Origin of the sequence: Anabaena sp. FACHB-1237 (genome assembly GCF_014696225.1) — a bacterium.
Classification (GTDB): domain Bacteria; phylum Cyanobacteriota; class Cyanobacteriia; order Cyanobacteriales; family Nostocaceae; genus FACHB-1237.
In genome coordinates, this window is the sequence record NZ_JACJPV010000001.1 from 48,949 (window position 1) to 73,790 (window position 24,842).

A 24,842-nucleotide genomic window follows, 5' to 3' on the forward strand; every position below is an offset into this window, starting at 1 on the left:
ATTTCATAATGATTTCATAATTATTCTAACTGAGCAATTTTACCTTACCAGTATCTAAATCGTAAATAGCACCAATGATTTTTAACTTACCCGCTTTGACTAACTTCTCTAAGATTGGAGACTTACTTTGTAATCTCTGCATTTGATATTTAATATTAGCTAATACCGCATTATCACCAATATTTTCAACATTAATTAAAGCTGGTTTAATTTGTGCAATAATAGAATTAATTTTACCAGAGGCAGTTTTTTTTGCTAAAGCTGCTTGAACAGCACCACATCTTTCATGACCTAATACTACAATTAATGGTGTCCCTAAAACACTTGTTGTATATTCTAAACTACCAATAGTTATATCATTAGCCACATTACCAGCAACACGCACTACAAATAAATCTCCTATACCTTGGTCAAAAATAATTTCTGCTGGTACACGAGAATCTGCACATCCTAATATTGCTGCAAAAGGATACTGGTCTTGACTTAATTTTGCTAAGATAGATTTTGATTGATGTGGATGTTGATTTTTTTCACTGACAAATCTTTGATTTCCTGCTAGTAAAATTTTTAAGGCTTTATTAGCATTAATAACATCAAAATTTTCTCTAAAAATATCTGATTTTTGGACTAATTGACTACAACCAGTAATTCCAGTTAGTGTTAAACTTCCTAAACCTATAGTTCTTAAAAACTTACGTCTACCAATAAATCCGTTAATTCTACTCATTGACACTGATTAATTATGTTTATTTAAAAATATCAGATTGGATAATTTTTGATAGTAATTAATCTCACAGTTTAAGACGATATTTTAAAAGTTTTTAATGTATAAATCAACTCATCTCCAAACACTAGCACACCTTGGCGTAAATAAACCAACCATTCTAAATCGTCCAAATATACTGTCTTCGTTTTGAATGCATAACTGGCAGCGGTACTAGCAGGGCGTTTTCATTCTCAAAAATTTAGCAGAAGAAAGAGCAAAAATTTTACTTGTATTGCTTCTTTCTTTTGTTTTTAAAATATCAGTAAATATTTTCTTTTATAATTAGCTATTTTTTAATTTTTAACAGTAAAAACCTCTATAGCAATCCTAAATCATTGATGATAAAATACGTAATTACGAAAAAATATTCTTAATACTCAATACTCTATAACGTTTGATTTCGTGGTTAAAGTTGAGCATATTTGTAGGAGTATTGTAGAAGTATTGTAGGAGTATTGTTGTACCTAACCATTACGCAAAGTGCTGTAATTTATTATTATTATTTTAATATAAGAAGATGTTTTAAAATTATTTTCTAAAATTATTTTCTAAAATTATTTTCTAAAATTATTTTCTAAAATTATTGTATTGGGGGAATATAATATTCCTTAGGCCTCTTTTTAGGGATATGGTACTACACAAAATAAGTATACCTGTGTATGCAGGTCTTGTCTGTGTGCGATATGAACCGCAATTTACAATAGCCGCTTTTAGTATTAATGTAGTTATTTAAGTTAATTTTTATTTGTAATATAATATGCTGAGTTACGCTTTGCTAACGCACCCTACAAATTTTTCCCTATGTCTGTTATAGTAGTAATGTGACTCAATTACTAACACCTTTACAATCCCTCGAACATGGTAACTGGTTCAAACTAATTTGTGGAGCTAGTTATCAACACCTCCCTGCTGTCAGAAGTTTAACCATCGCCTACACTTTGGCGGGTGCTGACTGCATAGATATTGCTGCGGATACGGCAGTAATAGCTGCTGTTAAAGCAGGTTTTCAAGTAGCTAAGACGCTAAAACCAGAAGCGCGAAGAAGAGGTTATCATGTATCAGATGATTTACCATTGCTGATGGTAAGTCTCAATGATGGAAAAGATCCCCATTTTAGAAAAGCAGAGTTTAATTATGAAAATTGTCCCATAAACTGCCCCAGACCTTGTGAAAAAGTTTGTCCAGCCCAGGCAATAGTATTTAACAATATAAAAGAAGATTTTTCAGGAATAATTCGGGAGAAATGTTATGGATGTGGACGTTGTTTACCTATATGTCCCTACGGGATTATAGAGACAAAATCCTCTGTAGTCAAACCACAAGAAATTGCCCCTGTGATATTTTCCCAGGGAATAGATGCAATAGAAATACATACACAAATAGGTAGAACTAAAGAATTTCAGGAATTATGGCAAGCAATCACTCCCTATAGGGAACAATTAAAGTTAATCGCCATAAGTTGTAATGATGGGGAAGGGCTCATTGATTATTTACAAACAATTTACCGTTTAATTATGCCCCCACCCAAATTTTTAATTTGGCAAACCGATGGGCGTTCTATGAGCGGTGATATTGGTTCTGGTACAACCATCGCTACAATTAAACTGGGCGAAAAAGTATTAAAAGCTAACCTACCAGGATATGTACAGTTAGCTGGAGGTACAAATAATTACACTGTTCCTAAACTGAAAACCCTGGGACTACTACAAGATTTGTCCATTAAGGACGATAATAATATACCATCAACTATAGCTGGAGTTGGCTATGGTAGTTATGCTCGTGTATTATTGTCATCAATTCTTGACCAAGTAACCGCTAAGGAGGTGAATCATACTGGACTAAGTACAACCATCCCACTAGAACAAGAACAAGAATTATTATGGCAGTGCGTAGAACTTGCTTATAGTCTTGTTTCTCAGATTAAATCATCCCATACTCTCACAACGTCACCATAGAAAGCGCATGACGATTACTGACGATCTGCAAAAGTTACTGGATATATTACCTCAAGACCTACAACAAGCATTAGTAAACCATCCCCATCGGGATAGTTTAGTTGAAGTGGTCTTAGATTTGGGTCGCCGTCCAGAAGCTCGCTTTCCTCATGAAGCTGAGTATCTGAGCGAATCCTCTGTTACACAGGCACAGATAGATGACTGTATAGAGCGAGTTGGTACATTTGGTGGAGATAATAGGGCAGGAATTGAACAAACTCTGCACCGTATTAGTGCTATCCGCAATCGTACAGGTAAAATCATAGGTTTAACTTGTCGCGTTGGTAGGGCAATATTCGGTACAATTGGCATGATCCGTGATTTAGTAGAAACTGGTAAATCAATACTCATGTTAGGTCGTCCTGGAGTGGGTAAAACTACCGCTTTAAGGGAAATTGCCCGTGTCCTAGCCGATGATTTAAACAAGCGTGTGGTAATTATTGATACCTCTAATGAAATTGCTGGAGATGGTGATGTTGCCCATCCTGCTATTGGCCGTTCTCGACGGATGCAAGTGGCTAAACCTGAGTTACAGCATCAAGTGATGATTGAAGCAGTGGAAAACCATATGCCAGAAGTGATTGTCATTGATGAAATTGGTACAGAGTTAGAAGCCTTAGCTGCCCGTACAATTGCGGAGAGGGGAGTACAATTAGTAGGAACTGCTCACGGAAATCAAATTGAGAATTTGATTAAAAACCCTACTTTAGCTGATTTAGTGGGTGGTATTCAAGCTGTAACTTTAGGAGATGAGGAAGCGAGAAGACGAGGATCACAAAAAACTGTATTAGAACGCAAAGCTCCGCCTACTTTTGATATTGCTGTAGAAATGTTAGAACGGCAACGCTGGGTAGTACATGAAAGCGTAGCGGATACGGTAGATAATTTATTACGTCACCGTCCACCTAATCCCCAGATCAGGAGTGTTGATTACCAGGGTAATATTGTAACAACAAGACAATTAACAGTGGTTAACGGTCGTAATGGACATATTACCAATGAGGATGAATCCCTTCCCATAGCGCGTCCAGGGGGTTTGCGTGCTTCTGGACAGATGTTAGCGTTACCTCCTTTGACTGTGGAGAGAGAAAGACTACCAGTAAGAAATGAATTTGATCGCTTATTGGATGAGTCTTTTAGTTATTATGAAACTCCCCAGGTACATCATGCTTCCGCAGGTCCTAATGGGGAAGATTTGCCGTTGCATATTTATCCCTATGGGGTTAGTCGGCATCAGTTAGAACAGGTAGTTGATGTGTTAAATTTGCCAGTGATTTTGACTAAGGATTTAGATAATGCTGATGCAATTTTAGCATTGCGATCGCACATCAAGAATCACGCCAAACTCAGACAAATGGCCAAAGCTCGTCATCTACCAATTCACATCATCAAGTCCAGTACAATTCCCCAAATTACTCGCGGTTTACGTCGTTTATTGAATATGGATGATCCTGAAAATAGCGACGAACGCGAATTACAATTGTTATTGCATAGTGGTAGCGATGATGAAATGGACGCTTTAGAAGAAGCAAGACTTGCGGTAGAACAGATAGTTATACCGAAAGGACAACCGGTGGAATTATTACCACGTTCTTCCCAAGTGAGGAAAATGCAGCATGAATTGGTGGAACATTATCGCCTAAAATCGGATAGTTTTGGTGAAGAACCAAACCGCAGATTGAGAATTTATCCTGCATAGTAGAATTTTAGATCACCGACTTCTTTAAGAACAGGACTTACGCAACTGGCACATTGGTACGGTGTGGTTCGACAAGCTCACCAACCACGTCAGACAGTATAAATCATGTAAATAACCAAATTGTTGATACCTGACGCACCCACTCAACAGATTTTTTAGTGTGACACTTGGGTAAGTCCTAAAGAAGTCAGTGATCTAATTTATGTTAAAGTTAGACCCCTATTTAAAGCTGCACATTACCACTACTAAATTATACTAATGTTAATTGTCAATGTGAGGAATATATCATGAAAATACACAGGTAAGCTAATGTGCAGCACTCACTGTATAATTAAAAAACCTGAAGTTACAGTAGCACAAGCATCTTGCTTGTATTAATTATTCAAGTTAAAGGCACAACAGCTTAGTGGTATCACGGTTAAACAAGGATACTGGGGTTACATAAGATAATTGCCTGATATATGAGGGTTTGCCAGATGGATAACTTGATTTCTATAGAGCAAGTTAAAATAATTTTTGGGAAATAATTTTTGGGAAATAATTTTTGGGAAATAATTTTCCGCAACAAATCGCTAATAAAAATGGTATCTACTATGACAATTTTTAAGGATATTACCAATCACTGGGCTAAACCTTTTATTGAAGCCTTAGCTGCACGTCGCATTGTTAATGGTTATAAAGATGGTACTTTTCGTCCAGATAATTCTTTGACTCGTGGAGAATTAGCTGCTATTATTAGTGCCGTTTTTAATCAAACCGTGAAACGAAAATATATCCCTTTTGCAGATATTTCTGATAGTTATTGGGGAAAAAATGTGGTACAAAGGGCTTATGAAATGGGTTTTCTGGTAGGTTATCCAGATAACAGTTTTCGTCCTAGTGAAACGATTTTTAAGGGTGATTTATTGGTAGCTTTGGTGAATGGTTTAGATATTGCTAATAAGGTTAATCTTGACTTAATTAAAGAATTACCTAATCTTTATCAAGATGCTGCTTTAATTCCTTATTACGGTATTAATCAAATTGCTTTAGCTACTCGTGCTGGTTGGGTTGTTAATTATCCGAATGTGAAAGTTATTAATTACAAAATACCAGCTACTCGTGGTGAAGTAGCAGCTATAATTTATCAAACTTTAGTATATTTAGGTCAAGCAGAAGTAATTCCTAGTAGTTATATTGTTGTTCCGCCAACATTACCAAATACAATAAATACTGTTAAAGTGAGTCATCGTCGAGAATTTAGAGGTGCTTGGTTAGCAACAGTATGGAATAGTGACTGGCCTTCTAAACCTGGGTTATCTGTAGAAGCACAAAAAGAAGAATTATTAAATATTATTAAAAAGTTGCAAAGCTTGAATTTTAATGCTTTAATTTTCCAGGTAAGACCAGAAGGGGATGCTGTTTATGCTTCAGCTTTAGAACCTTGGAGTGCTTGGGTTACAGGAAAACAAGGAAAGGCTCCCCAACCATTTTATGATCCTTTGGAATTTGCGATCGCTGAATGTCATAAACGCAATATTGAGGTTCATGCGTGGTTCAATCCCTATCGTGCTAAAACTACCACAAAAAGCGGTATTAATGTTAATCCTCACATTGCAATTACTAACCCAGAAGTAGTTTATCAATGGGGTAATCAATTATGGATGGATCCCGGATCAAAAATAGTGCAAGATCGGGTTTATAATGTGATTATTGATGTTACCTATCGTTATGATCTTGATGGTATTCATCTTGATGATTATTTTTACCCCTATCCTATTGCTGGACAATCTTTTCCCGATCAAAAAACCTATGCAGCTTATCAACAAACAGGAGGTAAATTGGGTTTAGCAGATTGGCGACGAGAAAACGTGAATCAAATGGTATTTCGTATTTCTCAAGGTATTAAACAAATTAAACCTTATGTGAAATTCGGTATTAGTCCTTTTGGTATTTATCGTTCTGGAGAACCCGCAGAAATTTCTGGGTTAGATGCCTATAGTGTATTGTATGCTGATTCTAAAAAATGGTTACAAGAGGGTTGGATAGACTATATTGCACCTCAACTTTATTGGCGCACAGATCAACCTAAACAAAGTTATGAGGTATTATTAAAATGGTGGACAGAAATTAATACTAAAAAACGTCATATTTATGTAGGAAATAATGTGGAAGCATTAGATGGTAAGGCTTGGAAAAATACAGAAATTGGTAAACAAATTACAATTTCTCGGAATTTAGTGAATAATCTTTCTTTAGGTAATATCTTTTTTAGCATGAAATCAATTATAGATAATCGTGAAAGTATTGCTGATCAATTTGCCAGTATTTATTATTCACAACCTGCTATAGTTCCTACAATTTCATGGATAAATAATCAAAATAATCAAAATAATCAAAATAATCAAACCAATAACAATTTACCCGTACCACCAAAAGATGTAAAATTTGTGGATGGTAAAATAAATTGGCAACCAGGAAATGATCAACCTATACGTTCTTGGATATTGTACCGTCAAAGTGGAGACAGTTGGATAATTCAGCGTATTTTATCTACTGGTACTACTTTTGCTACTGTACAACCAGGTACTTATGCTATTTGTGCGGTAGATAGGTTGGGTAATGAAAGTTTAGGAGTGATGGTTAAAGTGTAGAAAAATCGACAATTGATAATTGATAATTAATTAATTAATTAATTAATTAATTAATTAATTAATTATTTTACCAATTACCAATTACCAATTACCAATTACCAATCACCAATCACCAATTACCAATTACCCTCTTTCTATTGCTAATTGAATTAATGTATCTACCAATTCTACAAAAGATACTCCACTATTAGCCCAAAGTTGGGGATACATACTAGTAGATGTAAAACCAGGTAAAGTATTAATTTCATTAATTAATATTTCTCCAGTGTTTTCTACATAGAAAAAGTCCACTCTCGCTAAACCAGCAGCATCTACCGCAGCAAACGCTTTTAAAGCCATTTCCTGGATTTTTTTGGCTATTTCATCGGGTATTTTCGCAGGAATAAATAAGTCTGCTTTTCCTTGAGTGTATTTTGTTTCATAATCATAAAAATCACTGGTAAAAGCAATTTCTCCAATAACTGATGCTTTGGGGTTATCATTACCTAATACCGCACATTCTACTTCTCTAGCAATAACTCCAGCTTCTACAATTATTCTTCTATCATAACTAGCTGCATGATCTAAGGCTGTTTCTAATTCTGAACGTGTTCGCACTTTGGAAATACCCACAGATGAACCTAAATTAGCAGGTTTTACAAAACATGGATATCCTAATTTTGCCTCTATATCATCGCATAATTTAGGAAATATACAAGGGTTGGACCATATTTGTGATCTAGTTACTGCTAAATATTTTACTTGAGGTAGACCAACTTGAGAAAATGCCATTTTCATGGCTATTTTATCCATCCCTGTGGCTGATCCTACCACTCCTGAACCAACAAAGGGAACTTGCATTAATGTTAATAAACCTTGAATTGTACCGTCTTCTCCGTTAGGTCCATGAAGTATGGGAAACCAGACATCAATATTTTGTACTTGGGGGGGAAATTGCCATAGGTTTGTTAATTCGTCATTTTTTTCTGTGGGGATACCTGAATTTAAAACTATTTCCGCAGTTTCTCCTGATTGCCAAATACCGTCTTTTTGAATATAAAATGGAATAACTTCGTATTTACCGCCATTTTGATCTGATTTTAACGCTTGAGCGATCGCTTTTGCTGAAATAATAGATACTTCATGTTCTCCTGATCTTCCTCCAAATAATAAACCTACTTTTAATTTACTCATCTATTTTTCCTCTCTATTTCTTTAAGCAGATAGCTTAACATAGGTAGGGTAATTGATAATTGATAATTTCGATTATTGATTCAAGAATGAATTTATTAAATCCTTATTAAATCTGCTTTTTGTGATTCAAGAGTGTTAGTATAGAGCAGCAAATGATCAAACCACTGTAACACAGGCATCTTGCCTGTTAATAGTGTACCTCATTTACATCAAATCTGCTGTAAATGTAGCTAAATAATAATATTGATTGAGTGGTACGGGCGATCGCTCGACATTCAAGACATTCGCTAAAAACTAAAAACTAAAAACTAAAAACTAAAAATTTAACTGGGTTTGAGTGGCTTTTGTTTCTATAATTTTTTCCGCACTTTTTAATACTTCTAATCCTAATCTAATATTTAATCTTTGCTGATTTTCGATTATATCTTTCACTGTGACAATTTGGATTTTATCGTAAGTTTGAGTAAAGTATTTATTTTGATAAAATCCGGCTTTTTTAGCTGTGTTAATCATATCTTTAGTTGGATTTTCTAAGGTAATAAATATAGCAATACTGGCATTTTCTAAAGTCATTGTTCCTAATAAGTCTCTGATATCTTTTGATTGAACTTTACCTGATTTGACTTGAAAAATAATTTTTTCTTGTTTACCTTGATCTCCATTAAAATAAGCTGTTCCATCAATACCTTGATCTTTTCCTTTTTTGGTATTAATTACTGCGCGATTATTACTATAGGTTAAAATTGCCCATTTTTCAAATTCCTTACGAGTTCTATCGTCTTGTTTTTGTGCTAGGGCGATCGCGCTTTCCAAATCTTTAGGAATACCATGTAAGTTAATATTAGTTAAAACTTCTTTACCGAAAGTATCTTCTAATCTTCTTAAGATTAAACTTATACTTTGATAAGTAATATCTATTCCGATCCATTGACGATTTAATTTTTGAGCAACTGCAACGGTTGTACCACATCCGCAATAAGCATCTAATATGATATCATCTCCATTAGAACTTGCTTTAATTATTCTTTCTAATAATGCTTCTGGTTTTTGGGTAGGATATCCTAATCTTTCTCTACTAGAAGGCATTATAGGCTGAATTTCAAACCAATCTTCAGGATGTTTTCCCTTATCATTTTGTTGATAATTATCATATACTTTATCACCTCTAAAAGCTCTAGCTTTATATTTTAATCTTTCTTCACTATCTCCAGAATAAGGAATGCGAATATTATCAACATTAAAATAATAAATTTTTCCTTTAGAATACCTAAAAATAATATCATGTTTTCGTGCAAAATCTTTTTTAGGAACACCACCGCCACGATAACACCAAACAATCTCATTTAAAAAATCACCCCCTTGAGCGCAAAAAATTGCATCTAAAACTAATTTTAAATAATGACTAGCATTAGGATCACAATGTAAATAAAAACTCCCGGTTGACTTTAAAACTCGATGAATTTCTGTAATTCTTAAAGTCATACTAATTAAATACGCTAGTAAACTTCCCTTACCTAAAACATCAGTTAAACCATTAATTAAACTAATACATTGACGAGTAAATTTACCATCATAATTAGACAGAATTTCATCTAAACCATGATTAGCATGATTATCCCAAGTCCAAGTATCAATAAATGCTTGAGCTTGTGCCTTATCTTCTTGGCCAATATTATTATAAATTTGGTTATAATTACGCTTAGAATTAAACGGCGGATCAATATAACATAAATCTACCGATTCATCCTTGATATATTTGCGTAAATTTTCTAAATTATCACCATAATAAAGTTGATTAGCCATAGTTCTTATTCCATTAAATCCCGCATTTTATTGGTAAAATAAACCATTTTTACTCACTATGCGATGACAAAAGTTCGGATTTTTACGGCTGTTTTTACGGCTGTTTTTGACAAAATACCCATACAAAAAGCTAAAAAGTTCGGAAAAATCGGGATCAAATTAAGTTATAATAGTTGTCACCTTTACCCTATATGGCTTTTATGAATGTAACAGAAGTTTTACAATTTGTAGATCAGTTGGTTTTTGAACGTACTGGAAAACACTTAGATGATGTACAAAAAGCAGTAATTGAAGGTTCTTACAAAGGACAAACCTATCATGAGATTGCAGAAAATAATCATTTTAATAAAAGTCATGTGGGAGAAATAGGAGGAGAATTGTGGAAATTTTTATCTACCACATTAGGTGAAGATATTAAAAAAACTAATGTTCGTTCTACTTTTGAAAGATTACAAATAACAGCATTACCAATTATTATACAAAATAACAATAAGCAAAATAATAATCATACTTTTAATTTTAGTGTGCTTAATTCAGATCAAGCTATTCAAAAATATCAAGAAAAGGATACAGATACTAAATCTCAATCAGTTTACCACGATTTGACCTTAGCACCCCAAATCATCAAATTTCATAACCGAGAAACTGAATTACAAACCCTTTCTAAGTGGATATTAAATCAAAATATCTCTTTAATCTCAGTATTAGGATTATCAGGAATAGGTAAAACAACTTTATCTAGGAAATTTATTGATTTAAACTTAGATAAATTTGAAGTAATCATTTGGAAAAGTTTAAAATATCCTCAATCTTTAAACTCATTAATTACTGATTTATTAAATACTTATCAACAAAAATATGAAGAAACTCTACAAGCAAATCTAAAACAATTATTTGATATATTGATACAAAAAAGATGTTTAATCATTCTTGATAACATAGAAACTATCTTTACTAATGGCCAATTTGCTGGACAATATCAACCAGAATATCTGGATTATCAAAAGTTCTTTAAGATGATCACAGAAATAAATCATCAAAGTAGTGTTATGTTAATTAGTCAAGAAAAATGTCCTGAAATGAACTGTTTATATCAACAATTAAATCTAAGTCAATGTTTAGAATTATCAGGTTTAAATGATATTAATATTTTAGATAATATAGGTTTAAAAAATCAAGATAGTTGGTTACAACTTATTCAAATTTATGAAGGTAATGCTACTTACTTAAAAGATATTGTTATTTTAATTCAAGATGTTTATGATGGTGAAGTAACTGAATTTTTAGCAGAAAATAGCTTAATTATTACTCAAAATATGCAATCTCATTTTCACGATTTATTTAACAGACTATCAGCAATTGAAAAACAAATAATTTTAGAGTTAAGTAAATTAAATCAACCTATATCAAGAGATGACTTAAAACAAAATTTATCCTTATCTTCTGTGGAATTTGTTAAAGGTTTACAATCTTTACAACAACGGTATTTAGTAACGAAAATTAAAGAAGATAAAATCTTGTTTAAATTGTCTCCAGTTTTTAGACAATATGTGATCATCACAGGTGCTACAGGAAGTCCCTAAGAAAGTTGAATTAGCTGTTGATAGATGGTTAAAAAGTGATGTTAATGGTAAAAAATCAGGTAGCCCCAGATTTAAAGGTGCGGGGCAATACAAAACATTGACCTTTCCTCAATTCAAGCAACATCATTTTATCAACAACAGAATTACACTGTCTAAAATAGGTGATAAGCTAATGTGCAGCACTCACTGTATAATTAAAAAACCTGAAGTTACAGTAGCACAAGCATCTTGCTTGTATTAATTATTCAAGTTAAAGGCACAACAGCTTATTAAAGTAATAGTCAAAAAACCGCTATCTCAAAGAATGCACAATTGCCCTGTGTGTCATGCTAGTTTGTGCAGGGATTTGAATGGGGCTATAAATATCAAGAACCGTGGGAGACACGGTTTTAAAGCTCAGTCAATGTCTTCATAGAAGAGTGACTGAGAAGCCCACACTCACCTGAAAGGGAGTGTGTGGAGTGTGTCACGAAATGTCTTTAAGTTCCGCAGTACGTACTGATAAAACTTGTGTTTGATTTCCTCTTTGTATTTTCACTTGCAAGTTTTGTCCTAAAACACTATCTTCTACTACTGACTGTAATTGTTCAGCACTAGTAATGGACTGATTATCAACTTGTACAATTACATCACCACGACGGATACCTGCTTTTGCTGCTGGAGAATTTGGTACTACCCGCATGATTAAAACTCCTTTAACTTCGGGAATTTCAAACATGGAGTTAGGATCATCATTATTCTGTTTAGCTAATTCTGGTGTTAATGTCACCATTTGTACACCTAAATAGGGATGGGCGACTTTTCCATCTCGTTGTAATTGAGTAGCAATATTTTTAGCTTTATCAATGGGAATGGCAAAACCTATACCCATCGCATCAGCACGAATTGCTGTATTAATACCAATTACTTCCCCTTTGCCATTTAATAATGGTCCGCCCGAATTTCCAGGGTTAATAGCTGCATCTGTTTGAATAAAGTCTAAACGTTTATCACTGATTCCTACCTGTGCGCTAGACCGTTTTAATGTACTAACTATACCTAATGTTACAGTATTATCAAATCCTAATGGGTTGCCTACTGCGATCGCCCAATCTCCCACTTGAACATTTTTAGAAGATCCTAAAGGTGCTACTGGTAAATCATTACCTGCATTGATCTTAACCACAGCTAAATCTGTGACTTCATCAATACCTTGAACTTTACCTTGAAAAGTGCGACCATCTTTAAGTCTGACTGTAACTTTATCAGCTTTATCCACAACGTGAGCGTTGGTTAATATTACCCCACTTTTATCTAGTATAAACCCAGAACCTAATCCACGTAACTGTTCTGTTGGTGACTGTTGGGGTATATTTTCGCCAAAAAACCGCCTAAAAAATGGATCATCCATAAAAGGATCATTGCGACGGGTTACGGTTCTTTCTGTATCTATTCTTACTACCGCCGCACCTACACGATTTACTGCGGCTGTTACAAAACTGTCACTACTAACTATGGACGCAGCTTTAGATGGTTTTTGTGCAACTGTTGTTGATACTTCATTAGCCAATAATGGACCTGGTTCTGCGGAGGAGGGTAGAACTCGCAGTGAGCTAACAGTTAACACAGCACCTAGTACAACTGCTAAAATGTGGGTACTAACTTGTTTTAGGGAGCGGGGTAGTTTGGCAAATCGCATAATCATAACCTAATGTAAAATGGCTAAAGTAATGGTCAAAAAAAGTTAATGATTCTGTGGGAGTAATTACCAATTGATCTATATTATTTTTACAGATAATCTCAATGATGAATAAGTTGCTGATGATCGGTAATTACTAATTTTGAATTAGTGATATAGCGGTATTGGTATGATAGCTGCTATATCCAAATTACTTCACTTCTTGCAGATTAATTTCCAGATTGTTCTCCATTTTCCCATTAGCTATAATTATTTATAAAAATTGTTTTTTAGGAGTTGTTTGTAAAACCTGTTCTTCGGTTTCAAATATTTCAAATACTGTATCCATCATGGTTACTTCAAATACTAATTTTGCTTCAGGATGAATATTACAAATGCGGAAACTTCCTTTAAATTTATCAGCGTCACGCATTCCCGCTATTAAGGAGGTTAAGCCTGAACTATCAATGAAGTTAACTTTACTTAAGTTCACCACTACATGGGATGTATGTTTAGAAATACATTCTTGCAATTTTAGGCGAAATTGCCAGGCTGTGGTAATGTCTAAGCGTCCTTCAGGTGTTAATACCATGATGGTGTCACCATCCTTGGTTGTACAGGTTTTTTGGTCTATCTTGATCACTGAGCCTCTGTTATTTTTGTATATAAGTTTATTAATTTATTAGCAGTCAATATTTGACTATGTTTGACTATATTTTTGTGATTTAAACTCAATACTACTAATATAAAAGTCTTGAGTGTGAAAATATCAAAAATCCATAAAAATCGTTAAAAATCAGTAATAAACAATGAAAAATCAATAGAAAAAAATACAAAACAACAAGTCAAAAGCCTTTACTTGGAATACTTTTGACTTTTGACTTTTGACTTTTGACTTTTGACTTTTGACTTTTACATTCTTTCTAGGCTGGAGTATAGTTTATCCAATCTTGAGGTTTAAGGAAAGTCTCATACAACTGGGCTTCTGGTGTATTTGGTTCGGGTTGAAAACCATATTCCCAACGTACTAGGGGGGGTAGTGACATTAAAATTGATTCTGTACGACCGTTGGTTTGTAAACCAAAGATTGTACCTCTATCATACACTAGGTTAAATTCTACGTATCTACCCCGACGGTATAATTGGAAGTTACGTTGGCGATCGCCATATTCCATTTTATGACGTTTTTCTACTATGGGAACATAAGCTGGTAAAAATGCTCTACCACAGTCTTCTACTAAACTAAATATTTGTTCCCAGGTACGAGGTTCGGGTTCTCCTACTTGGTTGCTATAATTAGCTGCTGGTCCTTTAGGATCTGGTCCACGATAGATAGTACCTTGGCCGTCTTGATAGTCTAGGAATATACCTCCAATACCTCTAGTTTCTTGGCGATGTTTCAGATAAAAGTATTCATCACACCAACGTTTAAATATGGGATAATATTCTGGATGATGTTGATCACAGGTTTGTTTTAAAGTTTTATGAAAATGAATGGCATCTTCAGCAAAGGGATAGTAAGGTGTTAAATCTATACCGCCACCAAACCACCATACTGGACCTGCTTCAAAATAGCGATAGTTTAAATGTACTGTAGGTACATAAGGGTTGCGTGGATGCAATACTAAGGATGTACCAGTGGCATAAAAACCATGTCCTTCTGCTTCTGGACGTTGTACGAGGATGGAAGGGGGTAAATGAGAACCCCAAACCTCTGAAAAGTTTACTCCTGCTTGTTCAAAGATTGTACCATCACGCAGTACACGCGATCGCCCACCACCACCTTCAGGACGTTCCCAGCTATCTTGATGAAATGTACCGCTACCATCTAATTTTTCTAAACTTTGAGTAATTTCATCTTGTAAAGTTTGCATAAATTGGCTAACACGAGATTTAGCGTTAGCTGGAGGCAAAAAATGAGATGATTCTTTTGTAAGAGTGGGGGTTTGCAAGTTGGTTGACATAGATTCCCGAACCTAAAGTAACAATTTTCGAGCGGATAGGATTTTTGTGTACAATCTGTCAAGATTAAACATGATAGCTATTCTTGACTAGTCAGATTTCAAATATATAACCTCAAAGAAATTAGAAGGATGAGAGGGGTAAAGGGTAATGTTGATAGTTTTCCTAACTGACACCTAACTTACCTGCACAAGTCCAATTTTCAACTGTAGTAACTGAGGTTAAAGATCCTTAAATATCTGAACTACTGTAAATTGTGCCTTAAATGGGGATGTAGTTGTATATTTGTTAAGTTTATTTACGATTTTTGTTAAGAGTCAGAAGAAAGAACTTCCTCCTCCGCACTCAGGAGAAAGACCTATCATCTATCACCTATTCCCTGTTACTATAAATAATAAGTTTCGTTAATATTTTTTGCGTGAATAACGTCCGTACTGTATCTGATACAAAAAAAACCTTTTACTCCCTCCATACCCGCCCTATTAATACTATTTACCGTCGGGTTGTGGAAGAGTTGATGGTAGAAATGCACCTACTGTCAGTCAATGTAGATTTTAGTTACAATGGGATTTATGCTTTAGGCGTTGTTACTGCTTTTGATCGTTTTATGGATGGCTACCAACCAGAACGAGATAAAGAATCTATTTTCAACGCTATTTGTCGGGCTGTAGAACAAGATCCTCAACGTTATCGAGAAGATGCGTCGAGATTACAAAGTATAGCAGCTAGTTTACCAGGTCAGGATTTAATTGCTGGGTTGACACAATCAGCAACTTTACAAAATCAGGATTTGCAGGATCAACTACAAGGCATTATTGCCAATGCTAACTTTAAATATAGTCGCTTGTTAGCTATTGGTTTGTTTTCATTGTTAGAAAAGGCAGATCCAGAAATTGTCAAGGATGCTCAACAGCGTGCTGATACATTAAAAGCGATCGCTAATGGTTTACATCTATCCGAGGATAAACTAAGTAAAGATTTAGAATTGTATAGTTCTAATCTGGAAAAGATAGCGCAAGCATTAATTGTAATGGAAGATATACTTTCTGCTGATCGCAAAAAACGAGATAAGCGTCAACAGGAATTAAATACTTCTGCTAGTTAGGTAATATTCAGGTTGAGATCCCCGACTTCTTTAAGAAGTCGGGGATCTGACTATTTACTGTTATAATTGTTTATTACTTCCAGGATATCTACACTTATTTAATTATCTATTAATCATGAATCAAAAATCTAGTATTCCGCATAAAATTATTGGTGTTGCTGTTATTAGTAACGACAAGAATCAAATTTTAATTGATCGTCGTCTTCCTCAAGGTACAATGGCAGGGTTATGGGAATTTCCTGGGGGGAAAATTGAACCAGGGGAAACTATAGAAGAATGTATTGAACGGGAAATTTTAGAGGAATTAGGAATTAAGATTAAAGTGGGGGAACATTTGATTACTATTGATCATACTTATGAACATTTACGAGTTACTTTAAAGGTATATCTTTGTGATCATTTAATGGGTATTCCTCAAACTATAGAATGTGCGGAAATTCGCTGGGTAATGGTGGATGAGTTGGATAATTTTACTTTTCCAGCAGCGAATATAGAAATTATTGCGGCTTTGAAAAAGAGTAAAGGATAGGTATAATTTATCCGAGAATACCCGATTTGCTAAAGAATGCTAAAGAATTATGTTAGAAGTTGGAGATGTTGTTATGTATCCTTAATCAAAAATTTGGGATACTTGCAAATTTAGCTCATTAAATTGTGGAGATATAACTAAATCATCACCGGAGAAAACACCAATTTCATTATAAATCTCATTGATTAATTCTAATACTAATATAGTGCGATTTTGTGGATCAACAATCCAATATTCAGGAATACCACAATCTTGATATTGTAAACGTTTAGCAATAAAATCTCTATCTCTTTGTAATTCTCCAGGACTAACTACTTCAACTACTAATAAAGGTGGTAACATTGATAAACGAATTGTGTTACGGTTTGCTAATTGTTTAATATGTTCTTCTCTAATAATAGTTAGATCAGGATAACGGTTTCTAGGTTCTCCTCTTACTTCTAATTCCAAACCATGTCCCCGCACTCTTTTATAACCTAATAGTGATCCAAATTGAATTAATAAAAATGTGGCAATTTGCACATTAATTCCTGATTCTGGTGGCATTTCAATTAACTCCCCATTAAACAATTCATACAATTTATCTGTACCATCATCATAAGATAGATATTCTTCAAAACTTTGAAATTGATGTTTAACTTGTAGCATCATGATTACTCCGTTATTTTGAGTATAAGCAATTATAAATTGCGATTACAGCTAGTTATACTATAACACTGAACTATGGTTAATAATAATTGCGATCGCTTTTGTTGAATCTGATGAACTTGAATTTTTGTTTTCGTGGGAAGAAGATCAATCTTTAGTTACTGTCTAATTATCCAGAAAGGTAAAACTAATATTAAAAGTAAAGTCAACTTGTTTTCATTATCTTTTTCTCTGAACAATATTAAGTATAATTGTAGCTTTCTTGGTACACAAAGTCAATTACAGCAGATTCCTTTGTTATGAGGTAGAGTCAAACTTCTTGGTTTTTAACTCCTAATACTATGATATCGGGAAGTGCTGTATATCCCCAATCTCTTAAAAAAGTCGGGGATTTTTATACATTTATAAATGTATCGGGTTTAGCAGTGCTAAACCCCTACGAATTAATTATTCATTACCTTCTATCGGTGCAAAACCTTGACGTTGAATATTCTCCGTAATATGTCGCGGTTCTAAAAACTGTAATAAATAATCTGGTCCTCCTGCTTTTGAACCTACTCCAGAAAGTTTAAACCCACCAAACGGTTGACGCGCTACAATTGCTCCGGTAATAGTACGATTAATGTACAAATTACCAACTTCAAATTCTGCTTGCGCTTGTTCTATATGGGATGGTGTGCGAGAATATAATCCTCCTGTTAAGGCGTAATTGGTAGAGTTGGCAATTTCTAAAGCCTGTTGAAAATTATCTGCTTTAATTACTGCTAAAACTGGTCCAAATATTTCCTGTTGAGCGATCGCTGCATCTCCAGGAACGTCAGAAAAGATCACAGGTCCGATAAAATAACCTTGGGCTGGTGCATCTATCTGTAACGCCAGTGTTGCTTCTTGTTTTCCTTGTTCAATATATTCTAAAATCCGTTTCTGTGCCTGATCATCAATCACTGGTCCTACTTGGGTACTTGGTAATTCTGCTTCACCAATATTTAAAGATTTTGTCGCTTCTACTAATCTCTCCACAAATGTGTCATAAATTGGTGCAAGGACAATTACTCTCGAACAAGCTGAACATTTTTGTCCACTATACCCAAAAGCAGACTGTACAACTCCCATCACAGCTTGGTCTAAATCAGCACTTTCATCAATGATGATGCCATTTTTGCCTCCCATTTCCGCAATCACCTTTTTCAGATGCTTTTGACCAGGTTTTAATATGGACGCTTCTGCGTAAATTCTACATCCTACTTCCTGCGAACCTGTAAAAGCTATGACATGGGTATCAGGATGATTGACTAAATAAGCACCGACTTGAGAACCTTTACCGGGAACGTATTGAAATACACCTTTAGGTATTCCTGCCTCTATTAAGATATCTGTGAATTTTGCCGTGATCACAGTCGAGGTTTCCGCAGGTTTTAAAATTGTACAATTCCCGGAAACTAAAGCAGATACAGTCATTCCGCAAGCAATAGCAAGAGGAAAATTCCAGGGAGAAATAACCACCGCAATTCCTTTAGGCTGATAAATATACTTATTAGTTTCTCCAGAAACATCATAATTTATACCTTTGTCTAACCTTTCCATTTCCTCCGCATAATAGAGACAAAAATCTATAGCTTCGGATACTTCTGCATCAGCTTCTTTAACTGGTTTACCAACTTCTAATACTATCCAGGCTGATAATTCAGTGCGTTTAGCTTGCATTAATGCCGCAGCTTTACGTAAAATATCCGCCCTTTGTTTAACTGGAGTTTTCTTCCAAGCAGGAAAAGCAGCTTTAGCCGCCTTCATAGCTAACTCAGCTTGTTCAATACTTGCCAGTCCAATTTTACCAATTACTTGAGTAAATTTTGAAGGGTTTACAGAATCAATAATTGTCTCTGTATTCACATATTCCCCATTAATAAATGGTAAATGTAATTGTCCTAATTGTTGACGTACCTTAGCAAAAGCTGTATGAGACTTTTTCCGCTCCTCCTCAATTGCATAATCTGTATCAGCAACACCCTTAAACCCCTCATCCCCGCGACTCTGCGCCTCTGCGTGAGACATCAGAGGAGGCGCTAATAACTCATCCACGGGACGATTTTCTAAATTTTGCCGTAAAAAAGAACTATTTGCCGTATTTTCTAATAATCTGCGAATTAAATAGGCCATTCCTGGCAATAAATCACCATAAGGACAGTAAACCCGCACTCTGTAACCCTTGTCAACTAAACCTTTAGCGATTTTATCCCCCATACCATATAAAACCTGCATTTCTACGCAACGACGCGGAATTTGCAGCTTTTCGGCGATCGCTATAACTTTAGCTTGCGATCGCACGTTATGACTACCTATGGCAGAATACACATATTGATGATTTTCTAGCAATATTTGGGTAATTGTTTCAAAATTTGCATCAGTGGCAGACTTATCATTATAAACTGGTTGCGGCCAATGTTTTTGATTTGCTTTGATAGTTTCTTGATCCCAATAAGCACCTTTAACTAAACGAATTGTCAAAGGATAACCGCGTAATTTTAACCAAGCGATAATATCTCTAGCATCTTGTTCACTATCGCGTAAATAGGCTTGAATTGTCATACCTATATCTGTACGCTGTCTAAATTCTTCTTCTAAGAGTATTTTCTTGAGAATATTGAAAGTAATATTTTTATAGGCGTATTGTTCCATATCAAAATGAACTGCTGCGCCTAATTTTTGAGCGTGACGTAGTAAAATACGAATGCGATCGCTCACTTTCTTTTCGCTACCTTCTGCATCTAAAGGATCGAATTGGGAATAGAACGCGGTTAACTTTACTGAAACCTGTACTTTAGGAATACTTACGGCATCAGCTTCATCAATAGCGGGAATAGAGGACCAATTTTTAGAAGCTGCTACCAATTGGGTGATTAAATCCAGGTATCTTTGTAAATAGGATTCAGCCTCAGTTTCAGTAATTACCGCTTCTCCCAATAAATCAATAGTGAAAGACATCTTTTCTTTTCTGAGCTTTTCCACCGTTTTAATCACTTGGGAGATATTTTCCCCAGCAATATATTTATGTGCTAAAGTTTGCACAGCAGTCTCCACAGTAGTAGCTGCTACCTGTGCAGCCATAGAATCAGGATGAGCAAAATTTAACAATGCCTTCAGTGCTGATGGTAATTCTACGGAATCATCGCCTAAATATTCTTGCAAATGTGATGCAATTTCTGATTTACTATGAAGAGCAGGAAGTGTATCTATAAATCGGAATAATTGTACTCGTAAACCGGGGTTACTCATGGCCCAGGCTAAAAGTTTATCATCCCAGCGCATTTGGTCACGCAAAGAAGCAAAAAAAGATTGTTTCTCTTGTGTGGATATCAGCAATTGTTTAGCAATTTCCTGGGTTTTAGATTCGTAATTGCTGGTTTCTATTTGTAATACCATAAGTTTTTTAGTCTTTTAAGTCTTTTTGTTAGTAGTTTTAAAGTTCCATTTTTCTGGAGAAATGGGAAATGATGGTGTAAAAATGTCTTAGGGTGCTAATTTTAAGCATTTAGTAGAGCTAGTTTTTAAGTATTAGCTGATATTTGAATGCTGAATACTGTTATTTTTAACTTATTGATCTTGCAATTGTAAACAATCTCCAGTAATGATTGTGAAAGTGGTAGTTGTGAAAATTGAGAAAAAATTACAAAAATTAGGTCTACTATGGTTGGTGACATTTGTTAACTGGTTAGTAAGTTGTACAGAACAACCTACAAAGAACAATTGGCATTATGGCGCAAAAAAGCAAGATCCGGGAATTGTTTATGCATTTACAAAAGAAGCTGGTTTACAAAGAATTTGCTATATCATTGCTAATGATAGTCAGAATAGTTACTAAAAATATAGTCAAATATTTCTAGCTTGGTAAGGCCCTAAACCTTACAGGGCTAACTACAAGCCTCTAAGGTTGAGTTTCTATCAAAGATAGACTCACCAACTACTTTTCTTAGTCCGCTAAACTAACTAAAATTTTAGCAGGTGAAATAACACCAAAAATCAATTTATAAGCTAATGTGCAGCACTCACTGTATAATTAAAAAACCTGAAGTTACAGTAGCACAAGCATCTTGCTTGTATTAATTATTCAAGTTAAAAGCACAACAGCTTACTCTGCTAGAAGAAATGAAATCAAAGCAGCATTATAGCAATCTTAATTAAAATGTGAGAAAATACGGTCATCACCTTTGTGCCTTATGGAACGAATGGTTACGACTATGAATTACGATCAATATATCACTTCAACGGAAAAATCAAACATTATAGGGTATTAAAAATATCTTTTCTTAATTACGTATTTTATCATTAATAATTGAGGATTGCTGTAATTAATTTTGCATTAGTACTTAATTAACAACATTGAAAATCAGGACTTACAGGATTGTATCCATAAAAATCCTAACATTCACCATCACTTAATTACCCAAACCTTAAATTTTGCTTGTTAAATCCACAATATGCTGATTTTTCCTGTAAGAATCAGCTAAGTCAGATGACAATTAGCCCATTATTCCTCATTAGATTCATTACTACAGGAGATTTAACTTTGGCTAAATTAAAAGTAGCTATTAATGGTTTTGGTCGCATCGGTCGTCTAGTTCTACGCGCCGGAATAGATAACCCCAATATTGAGTTTGTTGGCATTAACGACCTAGTTCCACCAGATAATCTTGCATACCTATTAAAATACGATTCTACTCATGGCAAACTAAAATCCAACGTAGAAGCGAAAGAAGATGGGATGGTTATTGACAGCCATTTTATTCCTTGTGTATCTGTGCGTAATCCCGCAGAATTACCTTGGGGTAAACTAGGAGTAGATTATGTAGTAGAGTCTACAGGCTTATTTACTGACTTCGCGGGTGCAGAAAATCATCTTAAAGCTGGTGCAAGAAGAGTTATAATTTCCGCACCTACAAAAGATCCTGAAAGAGTAAAGACAATGGTGGTAGGTGTTAACCATCAAGACTTTGATCCTAGCAAAGATGTGATCGTTTCTAATGCTAGTTGTACTACAAATTGTCTCGCCCCCATCGCTAAAGTCATTCATGACAATTTTAGTTTAGCTGAAGGCTTAATGACTACAGTTCACGCTATGACAGCTACACAACCTACAGTAGATGGTCCAAGTAAAAAAGATTGGCGTGGTGGACGTGGTGCAGCGCAAAATATTATTCCTTCTTCCACAGGTGCAGCTAAAGCTGTAGCCTTAGTATTACCTGCATTAAAAGGTAAATTAACAGGTATGGCTTTCCGTGTTCCTACTCCTGATGTATCTGTAGTTGACTTAACCTTTAAAACTACAAAAGCCACCAGTTACAAAGAAATTTGTGCAGCTATGAAACAAGCGGCAGAAGGTGAATTAAAAGGTATTCTCGGTTACACTGATGCAGAAGTAGTTTCCACAGACTTTCAAGGAGATGCCCATTCTAGCATTTTTGATGCCGGCGCAGGAATTGAATTAAATGCTAACTTTTTTAAAGTTGTTTCCTGGTATGACAATGAATGGGGCTATTCTAATCGTGTCATTGATTTAATGTTATCTATGGCACAAAAAGAAGGGTAAATAATTGATAATTGACAATTGATACAGCAATTTACAGCTAGATGAGGTAAATATTTTACTGTGGTCATTTATCTATTATCATTTACCTCATTTAATTCTGTAATTAATTAAATGAAATTTGTTGTAGTTTTCAATTCTTGATTCTCAACTCTCAATTGTCCATTGTCAATTATATAGGGCTTAACGGGGTGCTTTTACCTTACCGTTATTCCCTATCTGAAAATATTTATGCGTCGCACCAAAATTGTTTGTACCGTTGGTCCTGCTACTTGCACTCCCGAAAAGTTAGAGGCTTTAGTAAAAGCTGGCATGAATATGGCACGCTTAAATTTTTCCCATGGTGCTTATGAATTTCATTCTCAAACTTTTCAAAATTTGCGACGCATTAGTGATAATCTTAAACAACCGATCGCTATCATGCAAGATTTATGTGGTCCAAAAATTCGCTTGGGCAAATTACCACCAGAAGGTATAATGTTAACCACAGGCCAAGAGGTGACATTTTTATTACAGGATAAGGGAGAAAATATTAATGAAATTCCCCTACCTTTACCTACTTTATTTGCCATGATGCGAGTTGGTGAGCGTATTTTAATTAATGACGGTCGGGTAAAATTAACTGTAACTAGTAGGGATGCGGATAAAATTCGGGCTGAGGTAAACATCGGTGGGTTAATTTCTTCCCACAAAGGTGTAAATTTACCAGCTACTCCTTTACCTGTCAGTTCTATTACAGAAAAGGACTTGATGGATTTACGTTTTGGCATTCAATTGGGTATAGACTGGGTAGCAGTTTCCTTTGTGCGATCGCCCCAAGACTTAGAACCTGCACAACGCATGATTGAAGGTGCAGGCGCGGATATTCGCATCATTGCAAAAATTGAACGCCCAGAAGCAGTAGAAAATCTTGACGAAATTCTTAAAATAGCTGATGCTATTATGATCGCCCGGGGTGACTTAGGCGTAGAAATGCCTATTCATCAAGTTCCCCTGATTCAAAAAGATATCACTCACCGATGCAATTTAGCTGGTAAACCTGTGATTACCGCCACGCAAATGTTAGAATCCATGATCAGTGCTCCAGATCCCACCCGCGCTGAAGCAACAGATGTGGCCAACTCCATATTAGATGGTACAGATGCCATCATGTTATCTGCAGAAACTGCCACCGGAGAATATCCCATTGCGGCGGTACAAACTATGCACAATATCGCCCTAGAAACGGAAAAAGCCCTGGAAGAAGCAGATAGACATTCTTGGAGTGATAGTGCCGGTAGTTTAACAGTAACAGAATCCGTAGCCCAAGCAGTTTGTCGCATCGCCTATGAAACCGGCGCTAAAGCTATTCTTTGTAATACTAGTTCAGGAAGTACCGCTAAACTAGTGTCTAAATATCGTCCCAGTACCCCCATTGTCGCCTTAACTTCCGAACCTACAGCCTATCGTCAAATGGCCTTATCTTGGGGTGTACAACCTTTATTAATTCCTCCGGTTCACACTGCTGAGGAAATGTTTACCCATGTAGTGAATACAGTAGTGGAACGTGGTTGTGTTCAAAAAGGTGACAAGGTGGTAATTACATCTGGTGTACCAATTGGTATGTCTGGTACAACAAGTTTAATTAAAGTGCATTCTATTGGACAACCTATCACTGCCTAAAAGTCTAGAATAGATGACAATTCTCTGTCTGATAGCGTAGCATGGCG

18 protein-coding genes are annotated in these 24,842 nt (G+C 35.2%); 10 read left to right on the top strand and 8 right to left on the bottom strand.

The window, feature by feature from the left end:
- Positions 1–25: 25 nt before the first annotated feature.
- Positions 26–727 (bottom strand): carbonic anhydrase, encoded by a 702-nt coding sequence (locus H6F32_RS00280; RefSeq protein ID WP_190367342.1) that lies wholly within the window; start codon positions 725–727, stop codon positions 26–28.
- 860 nt (positions 728–1,587) lie between these two features.
- On the opposite strand from H6F32_RS00280, the gene ldpA reads away from it, so the two are divergent.
- The 3 genes from ldpA to H6F32_RS00295 all read left to right on the top strand — a co-directional run bounded on the left by ldpA (position 1,588) and on the right by H6F32_RS00295 (position 7,092).
- Positions 1,588–2,721 (top strand): circadian clock protein LdpA, encoded by a 1,134-nt coding sequence (gene ldpA / locus H6F32_RS00285; RefSeq protein WP_190367343.1) that lies wholly within the window; start codon positions 1,588–1,590, stop codon positions 2,719–2,721.
- A gap of 7 nt (positions 2,722–2,728) precedes the next feature.
- Positions 2,729–4,459 carry a R3H domain-containing nucleic acid-binding protein gene (locus H6F32_RS00290; RefSeq protein WP_190367344.1) on the top strand — a complete coding sequence of 577 codons (1,731 nt, stop codon included), beginning with the start codon at positions 2,729–2,731 and terminating at the stop codon, positions 4,457–4,459.
- Positions 4,460–5,040: 581 nt separating this feature from the next.
- A complete protein-coding gene (locus H6F32_RS00295; protein ID WP_190367345.1) occupies positions 5,041–7,092 on the top strand; it encodes a family 10 glycosylhydrolase in 2,052 nt (683 codons plus the stop codon).
- Positions 7,093–7,215: 123 nt separating this feature from the next.
- Here the strand turns inward: H6F32_RS00295 and H6F32_RS00300 are convergent, their stop codons facing one another.
- A complete protein-coding gene (locus H6F32_RS00300) occupies positions 7,216–8,265 on the bottom strand; it encodes a D-alanine--D-alanine ligase family protein (RefSeq protein WP_190367346.1) in 1,050 nt (349 codons plus the stop codon).
- Positions 8,266–8,580: 315 nt separating this feature from the next.
- Positions 8,581–10,068, bottom strand: a complete 1,488-nt coding sequence (locus H6F32_RS00305) for a DNA methyltransferase (RefSeq protein WP_190367347.1) — start codon at positions 10,066–10,068, stop codon at positions 8,581–8,583.
- Positions 10,069–10,259: 191 nt separating this feature from the next.
- On the opposite strand from H6F32_RS00305, the gene H6F32_RS00310 reads away from it, so the two are divergent.
- Positions 10,260–11,651, top strand: coding sequence for an NB-ARC domain-containing protein (locus H6F32_RS00310; protein WP_242031003.1), 1,392 nt, complete (start codon positions 10,260–10,262; stop codon positions 11,649–11,651).
- A gap of 304 nt (positions 11,652–11,955) precedes the next feature.
- Complete coding sequence (locus H6F32_RS00315; RefSeq protein ID WP_242031004.1) at positions 11,956–12,066, top strand: hypothetical protein; 111 nt, start codon at positions 11,956–11,958, stop codon at positions 12,064–12,066.
- A gap of 51 nt (positions 12,067–12,117) precedes the next feature.
- On the opposite strand, the gene H6F32_RS00320 is transcribed toward H6F32_RS00315, so the two are convergent.
- The 3 genes from H6F32_RS00320 to hemF all read right to left on the bottom strand — a co-directional run bounded on the left by H6F32_RS00320 (position 12,118) and on the right by hemF (position 15,272).
- A complete protein-coding gene (locus tag H6F32_RS00320; protein WP_190367348.1) occupies positions 12,118–13,329 on the bottom strand; it encodes an HhoA/HhoB/HtrA family serine endopeptidase in 1,212 nt (403 codons plus the stop codon).
- Between the two features lie 253 nt (positions 13,330–13,582).
- Positions 13,583–13,951, bottom strand: coding sequence for an STAS domain-containing protein (locus H6F32_RS00325; RefSeq protein ID WP_190367349.1), 369 nt, complete (start codon positions 13,949–13,951; stop codon positions 13,583–13,585).
- 280 nt (positions 13,952–14,231) lie between these two features.
- On the bottom strand, positions 14,232–15,272 hold the full coding sequence (gene hemF / locus H6F32_RS00330) for an oxygen-dependent coproporphyrinogen oxidase (RefSeq protein WP_190367350.1): 1,041 nt from the start codon (positions 15,270–15,272) through the stop codon (positions 14,232–14,234).
- A 416-nt stretch (positions 15,273–15,688) separates the two neighbouring features.
- Between hemF and psb29 the strand changes: the two genes are divergently transcribed.
- Positions 15,689–16,375, top strand: a complete 687-nt coding sequence (gene psb29, locus H6F32_RS00335) for a photosystem II biogenesis protein Psp29 (RefSeq protein WP_190367351.1) — start codon at positions 15,689–15,691, stop codon at positions 16,373–16,375.
- 115 nt (positions 16,376–16,490) lie between these two features.
- Entirely contained in the window at positions 16,491–16,904 is a 414-nt protein-coding gene (gene mutT, locus H6F32_RS00340; protein ID WP_190367352.1) for an 8-oxo-dGTP diphosphatase MutT, read from the top strand.
- 81 nt (positions 16,905–16,985) lie between these two features.
- Here mutT and H6F32_RS00345 read toward each other — a convergent pair whose 3' ends face one another.
- Together H6F32_RS00345 and pruA are read right to left on the bottom strand one after the other, a co-directional pair.
- The gene (locus H6F32_RS00345) at positions 16,986–17,552 is read right to left on the bottom strand and encodes a Uma2 family endonuclease (RefSeq protein WP_190367467.1); all 567 of its coding nucleotides are present in this window, start codon (positions 17,550–17,552) and stop codon (positions 16,986–16,988) included.
- 447 nt (positions 17,553–17,999) lie between these two features.
- On the bottom strand, positions 18,000–20,972 hold the full coding sequence (gene pruA / locus H6F32_RS00350; protein WP_190367353.1) for an L-glutamate gamma-semialdehyde dehydrogenase: 2,973 nt from the start codon (positions 20,970–20,972) through the stop codon (positions 18,000–18,002).
- 205 nt (positions 20,973–21,177) lie between these two features.
- On the opposite strand from pruA, the gene H6F32_RS00355 reads away from it, so the two are divergent.
- The 3 genes from H6F32_RS00355 (at position 21,178) to pyk (ending at position 24,795) form a co-directional block, all read left to right on the top strand.
- Positions 21,178–21,411, top strand: coding sequence for a hypothetical protein (locus H6F32_RS00355; RefSeq protein WP_190367354.1), 234 nt, complete (start codon positions 21,178–21,180; stop codon positions 21,409–21,411).
- Between the two features lie 705 nt (positions 21,412–22,116).
- Positions 22,117–23,136 carry a type I glyceraldehyde-3-phosphate dehydrogenase gene (gap, locus tag H6F32_RS00360; protein ID WP_190367468.1) on the top strand — a complete coding sequence of 340 codons (1,020 nt, stop codon included), beginning with the start codon at positions 22,117–22,119 and terminating at the stop codon, positions 23,134–23,136.
- A 228-nt stretch (positions 23,137–23,364) separates the two neighbouring features.
- On the top strand, positions 23,365–24,795 hold the full coding sequence (gene pyk / locus H6F32_RS00365) for a pyruvate kinase (RefSeq protein WP_190367355.1): 1,431 nt from the start codon (positions 23,365–23,367) through the stop codon (positions 24,793–24,795).
- Positions 24,796–24,842: the final 47 nt, after the last annotated feature.